The sequence below is a fragment of the Streptomyces sp. NPDC086549 genome (genome assembly GCF_044746205.1).
In the GTDB taxonomy this organism is placed as follows: Bacteria; Actinomycetota; Actinomycetes; order Streptomycetales; family Streptomycetaceae; genus Streptomyces.
The window spans coordinates 561,097-582,218 of record NZ_JBIVBS010000004.1 but is presented as its reverse complement, the minus strand read 5'-3'; the positions used below and the strand labels follow the sequence as shown (position 1 = coordinate 582,218).

Annotated in this window: 17 protein-coding genes, 1 pseudogene and 1 riboswitch; of the genes and pseudogenes, 2 read left to right on the top strand and 16 right to left on the bottom strand. The window is 70.9% G+C overall.

Features of this window, described 5'->3' with window-relative positions; all coding sequences use genetic code 11:
• Nucleotides 1-2: 2 nt before the first annotated feature.
• From ACIPSA_RS17530 to ACIPSA_RS17460, 15 genes and pseudogenes are all read right to left on the bottom strand, one after another.
• Nucleotides 3-1,289, bottom strand: a complete 1,287-nt coding sequence (locus ACIPSA_RS17530) for a class I SAM-dependent methyltransferase (protein WP_402635171.1) — start codon at nt 1,287-1,289, stop codon at nt 3-5.
• Between the two features lie 219 nt (nt 1,290-1,508).
• The gene (locus ACIPSA_RS17525) at nt 1,509-2,891 is read right to left on the bottom strand and encodes an NAD(P)/FAD-dependent oxidoreductase (RefSeq protein WP_402635168.1); all 1,383 of its coding nucleotides are present in this window, start codon (nt 2,889-2,891) and stop codon (nt 1,509-1,511) included.
• Between the two features lie 570 nt (nt 2,892-3,461).
• Complete coding sequence (locus ACIPSA_RS17520; protein WP_402635467.1) at nt 3,462-4,418, bottom strand: exopolyphosphatase; 957 nt, start codon at nt 4,416-4,418, stop codon at nt 3,462-3,464.
• Between the two features lie 207 nt (nt 4,419-4,625).
• Nucleotides 4,626-5,027, bottom strand: a pseudogene (locus ACIPSA_RS17515) (DUF501 domain-containing protein); the annotation flags it as partial.
• Nucleotides 5,028-5,094: 67 nt separating this feature from the next.
• On the bottom strand, nt 5,095-5,571 hold the full coding sequence (locus ACIPSA_RS17510; RefSeq protein ID WP_402635166.1) for a septum formation initiator family protein: 477 nt from the start codon (nt 5,569-5,571) through the stop codon (nt 5,095-5,097).
• Nucleotides 5,572-5,672: 101 nt separating this feature from the next.
• Complete coding sequence (gene eno / locus ACIPSA_RS17505; protein WP_402635163.1) at nt 5,673-6,959, bottom strand: phosphopyruvate hydratase; 1,287 nt, start codon at nt 6,957-6,959, stop codon at nt 5,673-5,675.
• A 315-nt stretch (nt 6,960-7,274) separates the two neighbouring features.
• Entirely contained in the window at nt 7,275-7,982 is a 708-nt protein-coding gene (locus tag ACIPSA_RS17500; RefSeq protein ID WP_402635160.1) for a transglycosylase family protein, read from the bottom strand.
• Between the two features lie 4 nt (nt 7,983-7,986).
• Nucleotides 7,987-8,155, bottom strand: a riboswitch (cyclic di-AMP (ydaO/yuaA leader).
• Nucleotides 8,156-8,336: 181 nt separating this feature from the next.
• On the bottom strand, nt 8,337-9,332 hold the full coding sequence (locus tag ACIPSA_RS17495; protein WP_402635157.1) for a transglycosylase family protein: 996 nt from the start codon (nt 9,330-9,332) through the stop codon (nt 8,337-8,339).
• Nucleotides 9,333-9,548: 216 nt separating this feature from the next.
• The gene (locus ACIPSA_RS17490; RefSeq protein WP_402635154.1) at nt 9,549-10,829 is read right to left on the bottom strand and encodes a cytochrome P450; all 1,281 of its coding nucleotides are present in this window, start codon (nt 10,827-10,829) and stop codon (nt 9,549-9,551) included.
• A gap of 136 nt (nt 10,830-10,965) precedes the next feature.
• Nucleotides 10,966-11,970 carry a nucleoside triphosphate pyrophosphohydrolase gene (locus ACIPSA_RS17485; RefSeq protein ID WP_402635151.1) on the bottom strand — a complete coding sequence of 335 codons (1,005 nt, stop codon included), beginning with the start codon at nt 11,968-11,970 and terminating at the stop codon, nt 10,966-10,968.
• Nucleotides 11,971-12,094: 124 nt separating this feature from the next.
• Nucleotides 12,095-12,742 carry a SurA N-terminal domain-containing protein gene (locus ACIPSA_RS17480; RefSeq protein ID WP_402635148.1) on the bottom strand — a complete coding sequence of 216 codons (648 nt, stop codon included), beginning with the start codon at nt 12,740-12,742 and terminating at the stop codon, nt 12,095-12,097.
• Nucleotides 12,743-12,895: 153 nt separating this feature from the next.
• Entirely contained in the window at nt 12,896-13,726 is an 831-nt protein-coding gene (locus ACIPSA_RS17475; RefSeq protein WP_402635145.1) for a glycoside hydrolase domain-containing protein, read from the bottom strand.
• 124 nt (nt 13,727-13,850) lie between these two features.
• The gene (locus ACIPSA_RS17470; protein WP_402635464.1) at nt 13,851-15,335 is read right to left on the bottom strand and encodes a protein kinase; all 1,485 of its coding nucleotides are present in this window, start codon (nt 15,333-15,335) and stop codon (nt 13,851-13,853) included.
• A gap of 38 nt (nt 15,336-15,373) precedes the next feature.
• The gene (locus ACIPSA_RS17465; RefSeq protein WP_402635142.1) at nt 15,374-16,024 is read right to left on the bottom strand and encodes a hypothetical protein; all 651 of its coding nucleotides are present in this window, start codon (nt 16,022-16,024) and stop codon (nt 15,374-15,376) included.
• 233 nt (nt 16,025-16,257) lie between these two features.
• A complete protein-coding gene (locus ACIPSA_RS17460) occupies nt 16,258-18,507 on the bottom strand; it encodes an N-6 DNA methylase (RefSeq protein ID WP_402635461.1) in 2,250 nt (749 codons plus the stop codon).
• Between the two features lie 190 nt (nt 18,508-18,697).
• On the opposite strand from ACIPSA_RS17460, the gene ACIPSA_RS17455 reads away from it, so the two are divergent.
• On the top strand, nt 18,698-19,390 hold the full coding sequence (locus tag ACIPSA_RS17455) for a hypothetical protein (protein WP_402635140.1): 693 nt from the start codon (nt 18,698-18,700) through the stop codon (nt 19,388-19,390).
• A gap of 166 nt (nt 19,391-19,556) precedes the next feature.
• Nucleotides 19,557-20,270 carry a hypothetical protein gene (locus ACIPSA_RS17450; RefSeq protein WP_402635138.1) on the top strand — a complete coding sequence of 238 codons (714 nt, stop codon included), beginning with the start codon at nt 19,557-19,559 and terminating at the stop codon, nt 20,268-20,270.
• Nucleotides 20,271-20,344: 74 nt separating this feature from the next.
• Here ACIPSA_RS17450 and ACIPSA_RS17445 read toward each other — a convergent pair whose 3' ends face one another.
• A complete protein-coding gene (locus ACIPSA_RS17445; protein ID WP_402635458.1) occupies nt 20,345-21,028 on the bottom strand; it encodes a GNAT family N-acetyltransferase in 684 nt (227 codons plus the stop codon).
• Nucleotides 21,029-21,122: the final 94 nt, after the last annotated feature.

The following is a 21,122-nucleotide window of genomic DNA, read 5'->3' as shown; positions in this document are numbered from 1 at the left end:
GTTCAGTTCCAGGTACGGGAACGCAACGGCATCCCGGACTCCCCGGACTCCGGTGCGCGCACCGCCAGCACCTGGTTGACGCCGATGCGGTTGCGCTCGAAGGCGAGGGCGCAGGCGGCCATGTAGAGCCGCCAGACGCGGGCGCGGCCGGGACCGGTGAGCCGTACCGCGCGGGGCCAGTCGGCCTCCAGACGGTCGACCCAGCGGCGCAGGGTGAGGGCGTAGTGCTCGCGGATCGACTCCACGTCGCGCACCTCGAATCCGGCGCGCTCCAATTGGGTGACGGTGGTACCGAGGGGGGCGAGCTCGCCGTCGGGGAAGACATAGGCGTCGATGAACTCGTCGACCCGGTACGTCGACTCGTCGTGCTGCGGGCGGCGGGCGATCTGGTGGTTGAGGAGCCGCCCGCCCGGTTTCAGCAGGCTGTACAGCGCGGTGGCGTACTCGAGGTACCGCTCCGCGCCGACGTGTTCGGCCATGCCGATGGAGGAGATCGCGTCGTACGGGCCGTCGGTGACGTCCCGGTAGTCCCGCACGCGGATCTCGACCCGGTCGGCGAGTCCCTCTTCGGCGACGCGCTTGCGGGCGTACGCGGCCTGCTCGTGCGACAGAGTGACGCCGACGACGCTCACGCCGTGCTCGCGGGCCGCGTGGATCGCCATCGAGCCCCAGCCGCAGCCGACGTCGAGGAGCCGTTGACCGGGCGTCAGGCCGAGCTTGCGGGCGACGAGTCCGAGCTTGTCGCGCTGGGCCGACTCCAGGGTCCCGGACTCCTCCCAGTAGGCGCACGAGTACACCATGGACGGGCCGAGGACGATCTCGTAGAAGTCATTGCCGACGTCGTAGTGGTGGCTGATGGCCCGCTTGTCGCTGTGCCGGGTGTGCAGATGGCCGGTCCGGCGGACCTCCTCGGGGGGCGGGGCGGGCGGCAGCGGGTGCCGGGCGAGCTTCAGCAGCTCACGGACGGCCGCCCGTACGCCCGGGTCGCGCAGGGCCTGTACGAGGCTCCTGGCGCCGTCCCCGCGCTCCCACACCAGTCCGGACAACACGTCGAGGGCGGCGTAGAGGTCGCCCTCGATCTCCAGGTCGCCGGCCACCCAGGCCCGGGCCAGGCCCAGTTCGCCGGGCCTCCAGAGCAGACGGCGCAGGGCTCGGCGGTTGCGGACGACCAGGGTCGGCGCGCCCGGCGGACCGGACCGCGAACCGTCCCAGGCACGAACCCGCAGGGAGAGCGGCGCTCCCAGCAGTTGCTCGGCAGCACTCGTCAGCCGCGACGCGGCCTCGGTCATGGCGCACACCTCCGTGACGACGGATCCCGGACGTAGGTACACCACGTAAACACCGGACGGCGCCCGGCGCAGTCCCGCAAAGGAGTTACAGCCGGGGAAACTTCGGGAAACCTGGGGAAACCCAGGGAAACACCGTCTCTCAGCCCCGCCGGAACGCCGAAGGACCTCCCGCACCACGGATGGCGGGAGGTCCTTCGGATGGTTCGGCGACCGGGGAGGTCAGGAGGCCTTGGCCTTCTCCTCGGTCTTCGCGGCGGCAGCCACCGGCGCCGGCTTGGCGGCCTCGTAGAACTCCTCGCGCGGGTTCTCCATGGCGCCGAGCGACACGACCTCGCGCTTGAGGAACATGCCGAGGGTCCAGTCGGCGAAGATGCGGATCTTGCGGTTCCAGGTCGGCATGGCCAGACCGTGGTAGCCACGGTGCATGTACCAGGCGAGACGGCCCTTGAGCTTGATCTTGGTCTTGCCCAGGACGATCATCGCGACGCCCTTGTGCAGGCCCAGACCGGCGACGGCGCCCTTGTTGGCGTGGCTGTACTCCTTCTGCGGGAAGCCCCGCATGCCGGAGACCACGTTGTCGCCGAGCACCTTGGCCTGGCGCAGCGCGTGCTGGGCGTTCGGCGGGCACCAGGCGTTCTCCACGCCGGCCTTGCGGGCGGCCATGTCCGGCACCTGGGCGTTGTCGCCCGCGGCCCAGATGTAGTCGGTGCCGGCGACCTGGAGCGTGGGCTCGCAGTCGACGTGGCCGCGGGGGCCGAGGGGCAGGCCGAAGCGGGACAGTGCCGGGTTCGGCTTGACGCCCGCGGTCCACACGATGGTGTTGGAGTCGACCTCCAGGCCGTTCTTCAGCACCACGTGACCGTCGACGCAGGAGTCCATGGAGGTGGAGAGGTAGATCTCCACGCCCCGGCTCTCCAGGTGCTCCTTGCCGTACTGGCCGAGCTTGGGGCCGACCTCGGGAAGGATCTTGTCGGCGGCGTCGACGAGGACGAAGCGCATGTCCTCGCGGGACACGTTCTTGTAGTACTTGGCCGCGTCCCGGGCCATGTCCTCGACCTCACCGATGGTCTCCGCACCGGCGAAGCCGCCGCCGATGAAGACGAAGGTGAGCGCCTTGCGGCGGATCTCCTCGTCGGTCGTGGAGTCGGCCTTGTCGAGCTGCTCGAGGACGTGGTTGCGCAGGCCGATGGACTCCTCGATGCCCTTCATGCCGATGCCCTGCTCGGCGAGGCCGGGGATCGGGAAGGTGCGGGAGACCGCGCCGAGCGCGATCACCAGGTAGTCGAAGGGCAGCTCGTACGCCTCGCCGACCAGCGGGGCGACCGTGGCGACCTTGCGGTCCTGGTCGATGGTGGTGACCCGGCCAGTGAGGACCTCCGCCTTCGGCAGCACGCGTCGCAGCGGAACGACGACGTGGCGAGGGGAGATGCTGCCGGCGGCGGCTTCGGGGAGGAAGGGCTGGTAGGTCATGTACGACCGGGGGTCGACGACCGTGACGGTCGCCTCGCCGTAGCGCATCGTCTTGAGGATGCGCCGAGCTGCGTACAGGCCTACGTACCCACCGCCTACTACGAGGATCCTGGGACGCTCCGTGGTGCTCATGGCATCGAGTATCCACCCGCCCCCTGAGGGTCGCTCGTGCGCCCCTTCACAAGCTTCTTGAGGGCCCGTGCTACACTCCGCGGCCCGCGTGACGCAGGTCATGGCGGCGGACGGGAACCGTGGTGTACCGCGACCCGTTGTCAACGGCGCGTGAGCTGCCTCTCCGGCCGCTCGGAGGGTCTGTGAGACCCCCGGAAAACCCTCGCCCGACGCCCTCGCGCAACACCCCGGTCACGCCCTCCCGAGCGCGCCCTCGGGGCCGTTGAGCCCCCGAACGGACCAACAAGGGACCTTCGGCCCCCGAATAGGGCCGAATTCCTTGTGAAGAACTTCACGAAGTTTTCCGGGAGCGCGTCACCCAGGGGCGCGTTGCCACCCCCGGAACGCGCTCATACGTTATCCATCCTGCTCACCCGGCGGCTACTGCCCAGTAGCAAAGGAGACTCAGACCACCCGCGCCGGGTGGCTCGGACCACCGCGCCCTGCGTGCCGGAAGCAACCGCAGGCCCGGCCCCGCACAAGGGGAGCCGGGCCTGCGGGCACGTTGCGTGGACCGGCGGCCGGCGTTTCCTACGCCACCGACCACGCGATGCCGTCGAGGATGTCGTGCTCGCTCACCACGACCTCCTCCGCCCCGATCCGCTCCATGATCGCGAGCAGCACGAGGGCACCGGCGCCGATCACGTCGACGCGCCCCGGGTGCATGGAGGGGATCGCCGCCCGCTCGGCGTGGGTGGAGCGGAGCAGCTCACTTGTGATCTCACGGACGCGGTCGCGGGAGACGCGCGAGTGGTGGATGCGGGCGGAGTCGTACTCGGGCAGCTCCTGGCCGATCGCGGACACGGTCGTGACCGACCCGGCGAGCCCGACGAGCGTGTGCGCCTCGCGCAGCGGGACCGTCTCCTCGGCGAGGTCGAGGGCGGCCTCGATGTCGGCCCGCATGGCCGCGATCTGCTCCTCGGTGGGCGGATCGCTCACGACGCCCTCGCGCACCAGGTGCCGCTCGGTCATCCGCACGCAGCCCACGTCCACGGACCGGGCGGCCCGCACGCGCTCGTCCCCCACCACGAACTCCGTCGAACCGCCGCCGATGTCCACGACGAGGTAGGGCTTGGTGAGGTCGTCCCGGCCCGTCAGCTCCTTCGTGGCGCCCGTGAAGGAGAACTCGGCCTCCCGGTCGCCGGAGATGACCTCCGGCTCGACCCCGAGGATGTCGAGGACGCCCCGCACGAAGTCGTCCCGGTTCTCGGCGTCCCGGGAGGCGGATGTCGCCACGAACCGCACCTTCGTGGCGCCCAGTTCACGGATCACGTCCGCGTACTCCCGGCAGGCCGCGAAGGTCCGCTCCAGCGCCTCGGGGGCCAGCCGGCCGGTGCGGTCCACGTCCTGTCCGAGCCGCACGATCGTCATGCGCCGGTCGAGCTCCAGGAGCTCACCGGTGGCCGGGTTGACGTCGGCGACGAGCAGCCGGATGGAGTTCGTACCGCAGTCGACGGCGGCGACCCGGGAGAAGCCGGGCGGGACCATCGGCCGGTACGCGAAGAAACCACTGCGGACCGCGGTGGGGTCGTCGACGACGGCACCCTCCTCACCGGGGTGCTCGTCGGCCGGGTCGGGTGCCTCCAGCGGCTGTACGCACGGCCCCTTGAGCCACCACTCCGGCAGCATCGCGATCGCCTCGTCGCCGAGGGGGTTCACGCCCGGTCCCGCCGCCAGCGAGTGGCCCACCAGCACGTGCAGGCACTTCACCCGGTCCGGCATGCCGCCCGCGCTCGGGAAGCCCTCCAGGACCTCGATGGCGTCACGGCGCGCGATGTAGTCCTCGTGGGCGGCGCGGTAGGCGGCGGCCAGCTCGGGGTCGGTCGCGAGCCGCTCCGTCATCTCCTTCATCACGCCGTTGGCTTCCAGCGTGCCGATCGCGGAAGCGGCGCGCGGGCACGTCAGGTAGTACGTCGTCGGGAAAGGTGTGCCGTCGGGCAGGCGCGGTGCCGTCTCCACGACGTCCGGCTGACCGCAGGGGCACCGGTGCGCGATGGCCCGCAGCCCGCGCGGCGGACGCCCGAGCTGCTGCTTGAAGGCCTCGACGTCCGCGTCGGTGGGCTCGGTGCGCGGAGTGGGCGGCGGAGGCGTTTCCATGACTGTCTTCAGGCTGTCTTTCTCTGGCTGTGGTTTCACTGGCCGGGGCGGTCCCGCGGCCACCGGCTCACTGGTCGGAGGCGTCGGACTTGTCGACCCCGTCCCAGACGTTGGAGTACCAGGGGCGGTCGGCCGCCCCCGGATAGGCGTGCGCCTGCTTGGCCGTACCGGGGTCGATCACGATGTAACCGGTCTCCCCCGGCATCACGTAGTGCAGCCGCTGCCGGATCTGCTGCTCGGCGTAGGAGTCGTCCTGCCATCGCGCCTTGAGGTCGCGCAGCTGCTCGACCCGTTCCTGGGCCTGCTGTTTCTGGCGCTCCAGATCGGCGATCTCGGCGCGCTGGGAGACGTACTGCCGCATCGGGTAGGCCAGGGCCACCACCATCGTGCACAGGACGAGGACAAGCAGCGCGGCCCGGCCGGTGAGCCGGGAGCGGCGGGCCTGACGTTTGGTCTGGGAGCGGTAGACCCGGGCCGCCGTCTGCTCGCCGATCAGCCGCAGCCTGGTCGCGGTGGAGAACCGGTCACGGTCCTTCACGGCCATGTCTCCCGCCTCCCCTTCACACGCGCGTACGTCCCCGCACACGGTACGGGACCGGGTACGGGGACGTACGTACGACTGGCTAAGCCTTACCCCAGGAAGGGTCAGCCCTTGAAGCGCGGGAAGGCGCTGCGGCCGGCGTACACCGCCGCGTCGTCGAGGATCTCCTCGATGCGCAGCAGCTGGTTGTACTTGGCGACGCGGTCCGAGCGGGCCGGGGCGCCGGTCTTGATCTGGCCGCAGTTCACGGCGACGGCGAGGTCGGCGATGGTGACGTCCTCGGTCTCGCCGGAGCGGTGGGACATCATGCACTTGAAGCCGTTGCGCTGGGCCATCTCGACGGCGTCCAGGGTCTCGGTCAGCGAGCCGATCTGGTTCACCTTGACGAGCAGGGCGTTGGCGGAGCCCTCCTCGATGCCACGGGCCAGGCGCTCCGGGTTGGTGACGAACAGGTCGTCGCCGACGATCTGGACCTTGTCGCCCAGCTTGTCGGTGATGACCTTCCAGCCGGCCCAGTCGTCCTCGAACAGCGGGTCCTCGATGGAGACGAGCGGGTAGGCCGCCACGAGCTCCTCGTAGTACTCGGTCATCTCGGCGGCCGAGCGGGACTTGCCCTCGAACTCGTACTTGCCGTCCTTGTAGAACTCGGACGCGGCGACGTCGAGGGCGAGCGCGATCTGCTCGCCGGGGATGTAGCCGGCCTGCTTGATGGCCTCGAGGATGAGGTCGAGGGCGGCGCGGTTGGACTCGAGGTTCGGGGCGAAGCCGCCCTCGTCGCCGAGACCGGTGGACAGGCCCTTGCTCTTCAGGACCTTCTTCAGGGTGTGGTAGACCTCGGCGCCCCAGCGCAGGGCCTCGGAGAAGGACTCCGCGCCGATCGGGGCGATCATGAACTCCTGGATGTCCACGTTGGAGTCGGCGTGCGAGCCGCCGTTCAGGATGTTCATCATCGGCACCGGCAGCAGGTGCGCGTTCGGGCCGCCCAGGTAGCGGAAGAGGGGGAGGTCGCTGGCCTCGGAGGCGGCGTGGGCGACGGCGAGGGAGACGCCGAGGATGGCGTTGGCGCCGAGCGAGCCCTTGTTGTCGGTGGCGTCCAGGTCGAACATCGCCTGGTCGATCAGGCGCTGCTCGGTGGCGTCGTAGCCGACCAGCTCCGGGCCGATCTGCTCGATCACGGCGAGGACGGCCTTCTCGACGCCCTTGCCCAGGTAGCGGTTCGGGTCACCGTCGCGGAGCTCGATGGCCTCGAAGGCACCGGTGGAGGCGCCGGACGGAACGGCGGCACGACCCGTGCTGCCGTCGTCGAGGCCTACCTCGACCTCGACCGTGGGGTTGCCTCGGGAGTCCAGGATTTCCCGGGCTACGACGACGTCGATGGACGGCACGAGCATCTCCTTCTTGGGATGTGACGCTGGAAGTGCGGGGCTGGTGTGCCTTGCGACTAGAGCCTAGCCGTCCCCGGGCCATCGGCCACCGACCGACCGTCCCGCGGACAGGGAGACGGTACACATTGTTTCCGGTCGGAACAAAGGGGCGGACGAAAACGGGTGGAGCACCACTGGTGCAAAGAGAAACCCCGCTCCGGTGCGTACGGGGGAAAACGCACCGGAACGGGGAGACCGTGGGGACGGGGGGCGACCCCCACGTGTCCCCCACTGTGGGGGACACGGTTGTGAGGGGGCTGTGGTTCAGCTGCCCGCCGCGTATTACTTCAGATGCAGCTGCTGACCCGGGTAGATGAGGTCCGCGTCCTGGACGATGTCCTTGTTCAGCTTGAACAGCTTCTGCCAGCCGCCCTTGACCTTGTGCTTCGCGGCGATCGTGCTCAGGGTGTCACCCTTGACGACCTTGTACTCGCCGTCGCCCTTCTTGACCTTCTTGCCGGTCGGGGTGGTGACGGTCTTGCTCGCGGCCGGGCGCTTCGCGGAGCGGGTGGCGGCCTGCTGCTCGGTCGAACGGGTGGCGGTGCTCGCGGAGGAGCCGCTGCTCGTGGAGGGGCTCGAGGAGGCGTTCGAGGAGCTGCCGCCAGTGTAAGCAGCGCCGGACAGGCCCTTGCCGCAGACCGGCCAGGCACCCTTGCCCTGCGCGGCGAGAACCTTCTCGGCGATCTCGATCTGCTGCGCCTTGGTGGCCTTGTCGGCGGTGCCGGCGTACTTCGCGCCGCCGTACGCGGCCCACGTCGAGGCGGAGAACTGCAGTCCGCCGTAGTAGCCGTTTCCGGTGTTGATGGCCCAGTTACCGCCGGACTCGCACTGGGCGACGGCGTCCCACTCGGAGGCGGTGGCCGCGGAGGCGGTACCGGAGGCCATCAGCGGGGCGGCGATGGCGGCGCCGGTGACACCGGCGAGCGCGATGGCGCGGGTGGCCTTGGCCTTGGAGGGACGACGGTGCTTGCCCTTGGCGGAAAACAGCATGAATGGATCCCCTCACCGACGCCTGCGAGGTGAGCTGTCGGGTTCGGGCCGGTTGAGTTGCCCGGCCACACCTCCGCTGGGAGGCGTGGCTCCACCCCTAGCCGCCCCGGCTCAACTGTCCGGCGCGGCACTTACCTTGGGTCCCCCGCTCCTGCCTGCGGCGCTTTACGCGTCGACTGTTCCCGGGCAGCCGCTGGCAGGATTCGGCGTTGCGACAGCCGGGGCTCGTGGTGACGAGCGTCATGACCGTAGACACGCGATCCGGGGAATTTCAAAGACGATCAGGGCTTCTGAGACTCATCCCACACTTTCACCAAATCAGACATTCGGCGCGAAGTGGGACGTCAACTCCCGCTATTTTCCACCCTTTTCGGCGCCGAGTTCCAGGGTCTGACCGGGAGTGATGTCATTCGGGTCGGCCCCGATGGCCGCCTTGTTGGCGGCGTAGAGCGCGCGCCATCCGCCGTCGAGGCCAAGGGAGTCGGCGATGGACGCGAGGGTGTCGCCGTCGCGAACCGTGTAGCCCTGCGAGGCGTGACGGCCCGACGACTCGGCACCCTGTCCGTTTGCTTCGCTTTCGTCCGCACTGACACCACGGTGGCGGCCACCGCCGATCGCGCCGGTGTCGACCAGGCTCCAAGACCCCCCGTCCTGCCACGAGTTGTCCGAGTCGTCGGATTTGACCGTTTCTGTGGGCGAGCTGCCGCTTCCCTGCGAGCCGTTCGAACCGGAAGATTCCGACTTGTCCGACTTGCTGGAATCGGCAGAGCCCTTGGACCCGTGCTTCGCGTCGGCACCCTTGCCCGCACCGGCCTTCGACGAGGAGGAGCCCTTCGACGAGGAGTCCGACCCCGAGGACGAGTGAGACGAGTCGGACGAGCCGGAGGAATCCGACGAATCGGAGGAGCCGGACGAGTCACCGGAGTCGGACGATCCGGATGACCCGACACCCGGGTCGACGTCGACCGACCCGGAGTCCGAGGTGAGCCCGGAGAGCAGTGCGCAGGTGGCCCAGGGGGTGGTGCCCTGGTCGTCCAGGATCTTCTCGGCGACGGCTATCTGCTGCGAGCGACTGGCCTCGTCGGGGCTGGAGGCGTAGTCGAGGCCGCCGTACTTGTCCCAGTCGTCCTGGGACATCTGCAGGCCGCCGTAGTACCCGTTTCCGGTGTCGGCACTCCAGGAGCCGCCGCTCTCGCACTCGGCCACCTTGTCCCATGTGGTGCCGTCGGCCGCGTTGGCGCTCGCCGCGCCGAGCAGCGGGATGGCGATGGCGGAGCCGGCCACTCCGGCCGCGACGAGGAGGGCCGGAGCCTGACGGGGGCGACGGTGACGACCGTTCCCGGAAATCATGCGGAAGCCTTTCGTGCGACAGCGGTGACCCGCGCGGTACATGAAGCCGACGTGCCGCGCTGATCAGTGAACGTATCGGCAGACGATCACTTGTCACAAGTTAATGCCGCGCAGATCACGTGAAGATCACGGTGTTGAGCGTCTGTCATCTTCCTGCCCCGGGCGGGCACCTCGGGTGATATGCGGCCGGTCCGCGGAATATCCCACTCCGGTCGATTACCGGACGGGTGTGAACTCCACGGGCAAGGTGCGCAGTCCACGCATGATGAGCCCGCCGCGCCACCGCAAATCGGCCGGATCCACCGCGAGTCGGAGGTCGGGCAGGCGGGTGAGGAGGGTGGCGAGCGCGGTCTGGCCCTCAAGGCGGGCGAGCGGAGCACCGAGGCAGTAGTGGATGCCGTGGCCGTATCCGAGGTGTTGGTTGTCACGCCGTCCCAGGTCGAGGACGTCCGGGTCGGCGAATCTCTCCGGGTCCCGGTCGGCGGCCGCGAGGACGACGAGGACGGGGTCGCCAGGTGCGATGTCCTGCCCGCCGATGGTGAGCGGCTCGGTGGCGAACCGCCAGGTGGCCAGCTCGACCGGGCCGTCGTAGCGCAGGAGTTCCTCCACGCCGGTCTCCAGGAGGTCCCGTTCGTGGCGGGCGAGGGACGCCTGGAGGCGGTGTCGCTGCTCGGGATGGGTGAGGAGGGCATAGGTGCCGTTGCCGATGAGGTTGACGGTCGTCTCGAACCCGGCGAACAGCAGGATGAAGGCCATGGCCGCGGCCTCGTTCTCGGTGAGGTGCTCACCGTGGTCGGAGGAGCGGATGAGCCCGGAGATGAGGTCCTCGCCGGGGGCGGGGCTGTCGGGCAGGGCCTCGCGCTTCTTGTGGATGAGCTCGGCGAGATAGCCCCGCATCTTCTTGACGGAGCGCGCGACCCCGCCCCGCGGTCCTCCCCCGTGCCGGATCATCATCCCCGCCCAGTCCCGGAAGTCGTCCTGGTCCTCGCGCGGAACGCCGAGCATGTCGCAGATGGCGTAGATGGGAAGGGGGAAGGCGAACTCGTGGATGAGGTCCGCGGACCCTTCACCCGCGAACCGGTCGATGAGCTGGTCGGTCAGTTCCTGCACGCGCGAGCCGAACTCGGCGACCCGGCGGGGCGTGAACGCCTTGCTGACCAGCCGGCGCAGCCGGGTGTGGTCCGGCGGGTCGATGTTGAGCAGATGCGTCATCAGCTCGGCCTTGCGCTCGCCGGGGATGCCGGTCTTGCCCTTGGCGTGCGCGGGCTCATCGTGATGCGCCGGGTTCTTCGACAGCCGCTGGTCGGCCAGGGCCTCCTTGGCATCGGCGTAACGGGTGACCAGCCAGGCCTCCACACCGCTCGGAAGTTCCGTCCGGCGCACCGGGGCGTGCTCGCGGAGCCAGGCGTAGGCCGGGTAGGGGTCGGCGGCGAACTCCCAGGTGAACAGGTCGGGGGCGGGAGGGGCGGCGTGGGGTGGGTGGGGCTGGTTGGTCACTCCTCGACGGTATCCGGCTTCTCGGCGGGTGCCGCGCGGAGGGCAGTGCGGGCGGCGGCCGCCGGTGCCCGCCGGCTCTCTCGCCTCCCGCTCCCCGCAAGCCCCTGTAAGCCCCCGCACCCGCCCCGGAAGGCGGCTAGCCCTCGTGCACGCCCTCTGCCGTCCGCACCGCGTCCCGGTAGGCCCGTGCCGCCGCCCGCAGCGCCGCCTCCGGGTCCACCCCGTCCGCCTCCGCCCGCACGGCGAGCGCGAGCAGCTCGTAGCCGATGCCCTCGCCGTGCGGCAGCGGCACCTCCAGTCCCGCCGTGCGCACGCGGGAAGCGAGCTTCGCGGCGAGGGCGAGGCCGGGCTGGCCGAGCGGGACGCCCTCGGTCACGGAGGTGCGCCGCTTCTCCTCGGCCTTGGTGCGCAGCCAGTGCTCCTTGACCTCCTCGGGAGTGTGGGCCGTCTCGTCGCCGAAGACGTGCGGGTGGCGGTGGATCAGCTTGGCGACGATGCCACCGGCCACGTCGTCGATGGAGAACGGGGCGTCCGGGTCCTCCTCGGCTATGCGGGAGTGGAAGACGACCTGGAGCAGTACGTCGCCGAGTTCCTCGCGCAGTTCGTCGCGGTCACCGGCCTCGATCGCCTCGACCAGTTCGTACGCCTCCTCGATGCCGTACTTCGCCAGGCCCATGTGGGTCTGGCGGGACGACCAGGGGCACTCGGCGCGGATGCGGTCCATGACCTGGACGAGGTCGAGGAGACGGGCGCCCGGCAGGTCGTAGGAGGCGGGGAGCAGCTCCAGTTCGGGCATCCGGACACGGCCGGAGCCCGCGAGGCGCGCCAGGCCGTCGGTGAGGGCCGGTTCGCCCTCGCCCGAGGCCACGACCACCACCGTGTGTCCGCCGGCGCAGGCGTCGACCAGCTCCTGGGCGGTGGGCGACGCCTCGTCCACGGATATGCCGGCCTCGCGCAGATAGGGCAGCTGCGGATGCGCCCCGTCCGCGCACAGCACGCGGTCGGCGGCGCGCAGCGCCTGCCAGGCGGGCCAGGACAGCAGCCCGGGTGCGACGCGGTGACTGGTGGTGAGCAGGACGACACGGCCCGGGGCCGCATCCGGGCCCGGTTCCTGGACGGCTTCGAGGCTGGTGGTGTTCACGCATCGAACGTAACGCACGCCCGCCGACGGCCTCGCGAGTTGTCCACAGGCAGAGGCTGGCGATGTGATCGTGTGACCGGCACCGGCCCTACGCCGTCCGCTGCCTTCCGCTGCCGTCCCGGCCCTACGCCGTCCGCTGCGTCCCGCTCGCGGTGACCTCCCGCACCCACGGCGTCTTCGCGTCGACGCGGCTGCTCTTCTGCACGTCCCAGGAGCCGTAGCGCGGATTGAGGTCGATGTGCAGTTCGCCGGACGCGGTGGACAGGGCCTTCCAGAAGGCGGGCCGGCTGGTGTCGGTGCCGAGCTTCTGGGCCAGCTTGCGCGCCTCCACCTGGAGACGGAGGTTCTCGTCGAGGCGCTTGGGGGCGACGCCGTACTTCTGCAGCCAGGCCGTCGCCAGCGCCTCGGAGCCGCCGGCCTGCTGCTCCAGGCCGGTGCGCATCTCCTGGATCTCCTTGCGGGTGACCGTGATGCCCTGGTCCTGCGCGGCACGGTGCAGGACCCGGTCGAGGACCATGTTGTGCAGGGTGTCGCGGGTGAGGCTGCTGGTGGAGGCGAGGACCTGCTGGTACTGCGTCTCGTCCGGCACCGCGGCCCGCTGCGCCCGGCGCACCTCGTTCACCCTGGTCTCCAGTTGGGCGACGGTGATCCGCCGGCCGCCGACGACGGCCGCCGCGCCCGGATGCGCATCGTTTCCGCAGGCGGTGAGGAGGGGGGCCGCGACGGCGATCGCGGCGGACAGGACGAGCGCGGTGCGACGGCGGCGGGGCAAGGAAACCTCCTGAGGAGATTGTGCGACGGTGCACAAAGTCTTGCGGTGATCGATGGTAGGCAGTGGGCAAGCTCTGGCCAACCCATTCGACCAACGATTCACGCGCGCTTCAGGCACCGCCGCCACCGCCGCCCCTCCGCCGTGGGGCGGGCGTCAGCCGGTGATGGCCACCGGGGCGTCCCACGCGTCGCGGTCCACGGTGATCGTGTAGCCGCCCCGGGTCTCCTTGCTGTTGACCATGTACTGGTGGGCCCGGCTGTGCCCGGTGTACTGGGTCGCGCCGAACGGCCAGTCCGCGGTCGTGGTGTTCTGCTTGTCCCACAGCGCGTACCAGAGGTTGCCCGGCAGATCGGTCTTGTCCGTGGCGTTGGCGATCGCCTTCGCGCTGGAGCTGGTGAAGCCGTAGTAGCCCGCGCGGTACGTCTTCACGCGCAGTTCCTTGTCGAAGGCGCGCACATAGACGAGCACGGCGTCGTTGCACGACGTGTTCGTCGTGTCGTACGCCTCCATGTCGAGGTAGATCGGGCTGCCGGTCTTCATGCCGAGGGCGGAGGCCTTGGACACGGCGTCGTCCGCGTCGGTCCTGCCGAGGGAGGCGGCGGTGGCGGCGGTGAGCTTCTCGGGGTTGGAACCGCTCTGGCAGGGCGGCTGGGCGCCGACGTAGAGCGGGATGAGCTTCCAGCCGGCCGAGCTGACGGACTTGACCCAGGAGGCGGTGAGGTTGGGCTGGTTGCAGCCGCGGTTCCTGCCCCCGACGTAGACGGCGGCGGCACCATAGAAGCCGTCCGTGCGCCATGCCTTCATGGCGGCCGAGGAGGGCGCGGTGCAGGTGTCGAAGGCGCGGCCGGTGTACGTCTTCTGCGCGGGCCAGGTCGTGGCGGCCATGGAGGCCTGCGCGGCGATGCCCGCTCCGGCGACGACGGCGGCACCGGCGACCGACCACGCGACGTATCTGCTCTTCTTCGACAGCCGATGGCTGGACATGAAGACCCCACCCTTGATTGTGCGTTGCCTGGCAAAAGCGAACCGCAAGCTATCCGGCTCCGCTCACACTTTCGAAAAGATCCGCTCCCGGAACCCACAAGATTCCCTGAGGGAACGGCAAAACCTAGCCACGCACCTGCCCCAGCCATTGCAACGTCCGACGGACCTCCGCGGCCATCGGGTGTCCCGGTCCGTGCAGGCGCTCCACGTCGAGCACCAGCCGCGCGAGCGTGTCGTGCGCGGCGGCCCGGTCCCCGACGGCCAGCAGCAGAAGGCCGATGCGGCGGCGGACGTCGTGGGCGAGCTGCGGGTCGCCGGAGACGTACTGGTTCTCGTAGTACGGCAGCAGCGCGCGGTACTCCGCGATCGCGGCCGCCGGTTCACCGAGCTGCTCCAGGCACTGGGCGGCGTCGAAGCGGAAGCGCAGGGACTGCGGGTCGGCCTGGCCCGCCTCGGCGGCGCGTTCGTCGGCGAGGCGGCGCAGTTCGGGCAGCGCGCGCCGGTACTGGCCGTCGTCCATGAGCGTGGCCGCGTACTGCTTGCGCAGGGTGCGGACGACCGGGGAGTGCTCGCCGTGCTGTTCGGCGGCGGCGGGCAGGATCGCGCCGAGGATGTCGACGGCCTGGGTGATGCGGCCCTCGCCGAGAAGGCGTTTGACCTCGTCCACGGCGGCGGCGACATCGGGCTTGTCGGGCACGGCCGCCACGGGGGCGGGCTGGGGCGCGGGCGTGCGCGCGCGGTCCGGCCAGGGGGCGTGCGGACGCAGGAAAGGGCGCGTGGGGTCGAGGGGCGCCCCGGTGGGCGTCCCGCGCGCGGGCAGGAGCAACGCCAGATGCTCGTACACCTCCTGCGCGGAGGCGGGCCGGTGCTGCGGGTCCTTGGCGAGCAGGCGCAGGACGAGCGCCTCCAGCGCCTCCGGCACCTCGGGGCGGATCCGGCGCACGGGCAGCGGCGGCTCGTACAGATGCCGGTGCAGTACCCCGAGCGCCGTCGAACCGGCGAACGGCACGTCACCGCTGAGCAGTTCGTGCATCAGCACGCCCAGCGCGTACAGGTCGGTGTACGGCCCGACCGCGCCGCCCATCGCCTGCTCGGGCGCCATGTAGGCGGGCGACCCGATCGGCGAGCCGGTGTGGGTGAGACGGGTGGTGTCGGTGTCCATGACGGAGGCGACACCGAGGTCGAGCACGGTGACCGTGCCGTCCTGCTTCACCATCACATTGCGCGGCTTCAGGTCACGGTGCACGATCGGCACCGCGTGCACGGCGCTCAGCACGGCGCACAGCTGCGCGGCCACCGCCACCGCCCACTGCCACGGGTACGGGTCGTGCTCGGCGAGATGGTCGGAGAGGTCGGCGCCGTCGACGTACTGCATGACGAGGAACAACTCCTCGCCCTCGCTGCCCGCGTCGTGCACCGTGACCAGACCCGGATGGTCCACCTGCGCGGTCACCCGGCACTCGCGCACGAACCGGCGGCGCAGCTCGTCGGCCTCCTGCCCGGCCACCTTGTCCGGGCGCAGCAGCTTCACCGCCACGCGCCGGTCGAGCCGCTTGTCGTACGCCGTCCAGACCTGGCCCATGCCGCCCTGCCCGATCAGCGTGGACAGCTCGTAACGGCCGGCGACGACACGTCCTGTCGCCACGGTCACCTTCCGCCCTCGTGGTTGCCCTCGTGATGCCCGTCGTGCTTGCGCAGGTAGTCACTGAGCTCGTCCAGCTCGGCGCGCACCTGGTCGATGCGCGCGGGAGCCGGACGCTGGGGCGGCGGCGTGGCCATCGGCGGCCCGGGCGGGGGCGTGTGGGGCATGTGAGGCGTGTGGGGCGTGTGCGGCATCGGGGGCGGGGTGTGCGGGGACTGCGGCATGGTCGGCACGGTCGTCGCGGTGTACGGCGACGCCGGGCCCGGATAGCCGTACGCCGGCGCCATCGGGTGCTGCGCCCGGTAGGCGTCGCGCTGCTTCTGGAAGTGCCGTATGTCCGCCGCGAGGTAGTACGCCGTCGCGGCGACGAGCGAGCCGAGGAGCAGGGTGAGGCCCACGTAGCCGCCGGTGGTGTGGATCTCGTCGCCGGGCTCGCTCCCCAGCAGCACGATGCTGAGGACATCGGCCGCCAGCAACGCCACGAACAGGCCCCAGTCCAGCGACTTGCGGGTCACGATGGCCAGGCGCAGCAGCATCGCCCAGGACACGAAGCCGATGCAGGTGAACCCGATCGCCACGAACAGCACGCGCAGGAAGACCAGCGTCGCGGGGTGCGGCGGCTGCTGCACCGGCTGTGCGTAGCCGTGGCCTTGCATGGCTGCTCCTGTTGCCTGAAATGGGCGTACATGTCCGCCCGGTGCCGTCGCTGCGCGGACAACACCGGTCATGCGATTGTCGCTTCGAGCATATGGCCCGACACGGACAAGCGGTCCGGGTTGTACCGAACCGTTGTCGTGCCGGTCACTCACCAAGACATCGCAGGTGCGGCCGGGGATGGGCGGAGCAGGACGTTCCGGACGAGACGGCGGGGGAGATCTCCCCCGCCGGGTCACTGCGGTGCCACCGTGCCGTCCGTCAGGCCGTCGTACATCCCGCGTACGAGCTGCTCCCCGAGCCGGCCCGCGTGCCTGAGCGCCCGCTCGAACTCGTCGAGGGCGCGGAAGCGCGCGCCGTAGCGCCGCTGTTCGTCGAGCGGGAGCCGCGGCAACTGGAGGCGGCGCACGTCGAGCCGGGTGGCCGTGGACGCGTAGCTGCTGGCCTGCCGGTTGTTGGCGGTGCCGCGCAGGAAGCCGGCGAGGAACCACGGGTCGAGCGCCGTGGGATCGGGGCGCAGGAGGACGAGGCTGCGCCCCAGGGCGGCGCCCCCCGTCGCGTCGTCGATCACACGCGCCACCGAGCCGCCGCCGAGCACCGGGACGACGACGTCGCCCGGCTCGGTGAGCACGGCCTCCTCGTCGCTCTCGGGGAGCGTCCCGGAGGGCGCGGTTCCGGCGAGGACGTCGTGGTCGGTGAGGACGGGCACGCGCGTGTGCCCGCCGTTTCCGCCGGTACGCATCACCAGGGCGCCCCCGCGCGCGAGTTCACCGACGGTGGTGAGCGGCCAGCGCACGGGCCGCGCGAAGTCGGCGGGCGGCGGGGTGAGGGCGGCGGTCAGGCGCAGCGTCTCGCCGAGCCGCTCGCGCACGGCCGTGAGCTGCTCCGCGCCGTCGGCCACGGCGGGCGGCGGAAGGTGGCGGGCGGGGGCGAGGTCCACGTCGTCGTCGAGGAGTTCGATCACGGGCACGGAACGGGCCAGCCCCGGCCGCTCGTCGAGCCGCCCGGCCCGTTCGAAGAGGTGCCAGGCGTCGAGGACGGCGTCCCGCACCGCCTGCCAGTCCGGCCCGCCGCGCCCCTCGGTGGCGAACTGCCCGCTGTCGGCGAGCAGCACCTCGGGCTGCGCGGGCGCCCTGTCCGGGCGGCGCAGCACCCACACGTGGAGCGGGATGTTGTACGGCGGTGCCGCGCCCACCGGCAGCGCGACTACGGCGCGCAGCGCACCGCGGCGCAGCAGGTCGGCGCGGATACGCCGGCCGGAGCGGCGGGAGGCGGCGGCGGGCGGCATGAGCAGCACGGCGGTGCCGCCGTCCTTCAGCCGGGCGAGCGCGTGCTGGACCCAGGCGAGCTCGGACTCGGTGCGGGCCGGGAAGCCGTACTCCCAGCGGGGGTCGTAGGCGAGTTCGTCGTGTCCCCAGTTGCGCTCGTTGAACGGCGGGTGGCACAGGACGGCGTCGGCGCGCAGTTCCGGGTACGCGTCGCCGCGCAGGGCGTCCCCGGCGGCGCCGCGCACGGCGGCCCGTGAGTGCAGCGCGAGGCGCAGCGCCGTGAGCGTGGCGAGGTCGGGCGCGCTGTCCTGGGCGCACAGCTCCTGGTCGGGGCGGGTGTCCACGGCGCGCAGTAGGGCGCCGGTGCCGCAGGCGGGATCGAGCACGGTGCGGGCGGGGCCGGCCAGGTCGGCCATGAGCCGGGCGAGCTCGGCGGGGGTGAGTGTGTACTGGCGCGGGTTGGCGTCCAGATGGCGCCCCAGCAGGAACTCGAACGTCTGCCGTGCCCCCGTCTCGGCAGCCAGCTCGGCGGCGCCGCGCAGGAGGGGGACGGAGGGGAGGAGTTCGGGGCCGGTGGGGGTGTGAATCGCAGGGGTGCTGTTCACGGCTGGGGTGCCCTGCGCACCGGTCGGGGTGTGGACCGCCGCAGGAGTGTGTACCGCGGCCGGGGTGTTCACAGCAGCCTGGGGGCGGTCCGCAGCTGCTCGCGTGTTCACAGCGCCCGGGGCGTGAGCAGCTCCCAGACGATTCACATCACCCGAAGTGTTCACAGCCACGGCCGCGCCCGCCGCCGGTCCGGTGTGAACACGGCGGCCGCGGTTCACGCCGAAGCGCGGGGTGATCACCTGCTCCAGCACGGAGGGCAGCTTCGCGGCCAGGCGCTCGTCGGAGCCGGCGGCGACCTCCAGCCAGTCGGTGGGGCGTTCATGGATGAGCAGGAGCGCGCAGCCCGCGTGCACCAGGGCGGTGACCGGACCTTCCGGATGACCGGCGAGCTGCTGCCAGACGCGCTCACGCAGGGGGACCTCGGCGAGCTTGCCCTGTTTGCGCAGCCAGGCCTCGACCTCGGCGAGGGCGAAGGACGGGCTGGTCTCGGTGCCGCCCACCGGTTTGGGGAAGTCGGCGTGTCGACGGCGCCAGTTGCTGACGGCGGCGCGGCCGACGCCGGCGAGCCTCGCGATTCCGGCGGCGGTCACTTCTGTCGCGTTGTCCTGCACCCGCCCCGCTCCCCTCGTTCCGTGTGTGACGCCGAGCATACCGGTGTACACGCGATCCCCTCATTCACAGCCGTGCACTCGACCGACCATGTGAACCGTGTTGACTCGGTTCACAGGCTCTGCTCTTATTGACCCAGCGAACGAACGGCCGCCGGACGGAGGCCGTCGCCGTCTCGGGGAGGGGACAGCCATGGGCATGAAGGGCAAGGTCGCGCTGAGCGCCGTCGTGGGGATCGTCGTCATCGGTACCGTGTCGGCGAACGCCGGCAAGGGCGGGAGCAACGGCGGATCGGACAGCGGCGACAAGAGCTCTTCGGCGTCCGCCGAGCACAAGACCGGCGGCAAGAAGGATTCGGGCAGATCGAGAGCCGCCACGAAGAAGAAGGCCGCGATCGACGGGGACGGCGACTTCCGCGTCGGTTCGGACGTCAAGCCCGGCACCTACCGCACCAGCGGCAACACCGACGACATGTGCTACTGGGAGCGCGCCAAGGACGCCTCCGGTGAGATGGACTCGCTGCTGGCCAACGACAACGTCAGCGGCACCAGTTACGTCACCGTCAAGGCCACCGACAAGCTGTTCAAGTCCAGCGGCTGCAAGGACTGGGAGGCTGTCGACCCGAAGGCGAAGGGGGCGCCCGCCAAGGCCATGGACGGCAACGGCGGAATGTTCAAGGTCGGCACCGACATCGCCCCGGGGACGTACAGGTCCACCGGCAACGCCGACGACTCCTGCTACTGGGAGCGCACCAAGGACGCCGAGCACGGGCTCGACTCGATCATCGCGAACAACAACGTGACCGGCACCGCCGTCGTCACCATCAGTTCCAGCGACGCCTACTTCAAGACCACCGGCTGCGGGGACTGGAAGAAGACCGCCTGACCCGGCCGGCCTCCACCGCCCGGCGGAGGCCGCGCCTCGGCTGCCGTACGGCATCACCGTCGCCGTACGGCACCGCGTCCACCGCTCCCCACGTCCGCCGTTCCTCCCACTTCTCCCGCACCACCGGTCACATCACCCACCACACATCGCTTCTTGAAGGACTGTCATGCGTCTTCCGTGCCGTACCGCCACCCTGCTCGCCGTCGCGGCGCTTCCCCTGGCTCTTTCCGCCTGCTCCTCCGGCACCGACGCGAGCGCCAAGCCGGCCAAGCCGACCAAGGCAGCAAACCCCAACGCCGGTCTGCTCACCGGCACGCAACTCAAGAAGGCACTGGCGCCCGCGTCGGCCTTCCCGTCCGGGTTCGCCCGCGAGGCCGACGGCGTCTCGGACAGCGGGGGCCAGTTCCTCGCAGTGTCCAGCAGGAACACGGCGAAGCCCGACTGCACCAGGCTGGAGGGCACGGCCTGGATCCAGGTATCCGGCTTCAAGGGGGGCGTGTCGTTCGCGCAGGACGACTACGCGAACCAGGACAAGACCGAGGAAATGGCCCAGGAGATCGACCAGTTCCAGGGCACCACGGCGAAGACGGTGATGCAGGAACTGCGGTCCGCCGTCACCGAGTGCGCCACGTTCACGGACGCCGACGCACACGCCAAGGTGAAGGTGACGAGCCAGTCCACGGCCGGGCTCGGCGACGAGGCCTACACGATCACGCTGACGAGCGACGCCTGGGAGAACGGCACCACGCTCATCGCGGCCCGTTCCGGCAACGCCGTGGTCACCGTGCTGTCCACGGCTGGCAGCGGCAACGGGGCCGCGACCGCGAAGAAGCTGACGACCCAGGTCCTGGGGGCTCTGAAGGGCAGGACGGGCGCGTGATCCGCGAGGCGGGCGGATCCGCCTGATCTGCCGGGTCGGGCCCGGCGCCGGGTCACCACGGGCTCACTGCGGGCTCACAGCAGGTGGCGCATCCACACGTTGGGCTCGACGTAGACGCCGTACCCGCGGTCCGGTTCGCAACGGACCGGGACCAGCGCGCCGGGCACTTCCACGTCTCCCAGGGTGTCGAAGGGCAGCTCGGTCCAGCGGCGCCACTCCTCCAGCGAGGCGCCCACGGTCATGGAGGCCGGGGCGATCGAGTCGATGGTGGCGCCGGCGCGGGCGTGGACGCGCAGCCACGGGTCGTGCGGCAGACCGTCGGGGCGCACCCGGTGCGCGTACTCCCCGATCGGGGTGCGGGGTTCCAGGTGCTTGGCGCTGGGGCGGACCGGGGCGACGACCTCGCCGAAGCCGTGTGTCCGGGCGTTGTCGCGCATCGCCGAGAGCATCAGGGCGGACAGGCCCCGGCCCTGGGCGTGCGGGGCGACGACGATGGAGATCGCGCTGACCGTGTCGGGGCGGGTACCGCGGCGCAGGTCGGCGAAGGCCCAGCCGAGCACCTGGTCCCAGCCGCGGGCGGGCAGTGCTCCGCGGCCCTCGGCGGCGAGCGCGAAGGGCACGCTGTAGCCGTGCGCGACCACTTCGCCGTGCTCGTCCTCGGCGAACAGCACGTACTCGGGCAGTTCGACGGGGATCCGGCCGTAGTAGGCGCCGCCCACGGGGTCGTTGACCGTGAATTCCGGCCAGGTGTCGGCCATCCCGAGGACCTGCTCCAGCTTGCCGGGCCGCTCGGCGAGGGTCGTTACCTTCACATCCACACAGGCCAAGGTATGCGGCGGCGCCGACGGCCGG

Excerpts from the sequence above, each read along its gene's own strand:
- ACIPSA_RS17530 (WP_402635171.1), bottom strand. The coding sequence starts at position 1,289 with ATGACCGAGGCCGCGTCGCGGCTGACGAGTGCTGCCGAGCAACTGCTG.
- ACIPSA_RS17525 (WP_402635168.1), bottom strand. The coding sequence starts at position 2,891 with ATGAGCACCACGGAGCGTCCCAGGATCCTCGTAGTAGGCGGTGGGTAC.
- ACIPSA_RS17520 (WP_402635467.1), bottom strand. The coding sequence starts at position 4,418 with ATGGTCCCGCCCGGCTTCTCCCGGGTCGCCGCCGTCGACTGCGGTACG.
- ACIPSA_RS17510 (WP_402635166.1), bottom strand. The coding sequence starts at position 5,571 with ATGGCCGTGAAGGACCGTGACCGGTTCTCCACCGCGACCAGGCTGCGG.
- eno (WP_402635163.1), bottom strand. The coding sequence starts at position 6,959 with ATGCTCGTGCCGTCCATCGACGTCGTCGTAGCCCGGGAAATCCTGGAC.
- ACIPSA_RS17500 (WP_402635160.1), bottom strand. The coding sequence starts at position 7,982 with ATGCTGTTTTCCGCCAAGGGCAAGCACCGTCGTCCCTCCAAGGCCAAG.
- ACIPSA_RS17495 (WP_402635157.1), bottom strand. The coding sequence starts at position 9,332 with ATGATTTCCGGGAACGGTCGTCACCGTCGCCCCCGTCAGGCTCCGGCC.
- ACIPSA_RS17475 (WP_402635145.1), bottom strand. The coding sequence starts at position 13,726 with ATGTCCAGCCATCGGCTGTCGAAGAAGAGCAGATACGTCGCGTGGTCG.
- ACIPSA_RS17465 (WP_402635142.1), bottom strand. The coding sequence starts at position 16,024 with ATGCAAGGCCACGGCTACGCACAGCCGGTGCAGCAGCCGCCGCACCCC.
- ACIPSA_RS17455 (WP_402635140.1), top strand. The coding sequence starts at position 18,698 with ATGGGCATGAAGGGCAAGGTCGCGCTGAGCGCCGTCGTGGGGATCGTC.
- ACIPSA_RS17450 (WP_402635138.1), top strand. The coding sequence starts at position 19,557 with ATGCGTCTTCCGTGCCGTACCGCCACCCTGCTCGCCGTCGCGGCGCTT.
- ACIPSA_RS17445 (WP_402635458.1), bottom strand. The coding sequence starts at position 21,028 with ATGGCCGACACCTGGCCGGAATTCACGGTCAACGACCCCGTGGGCGGC.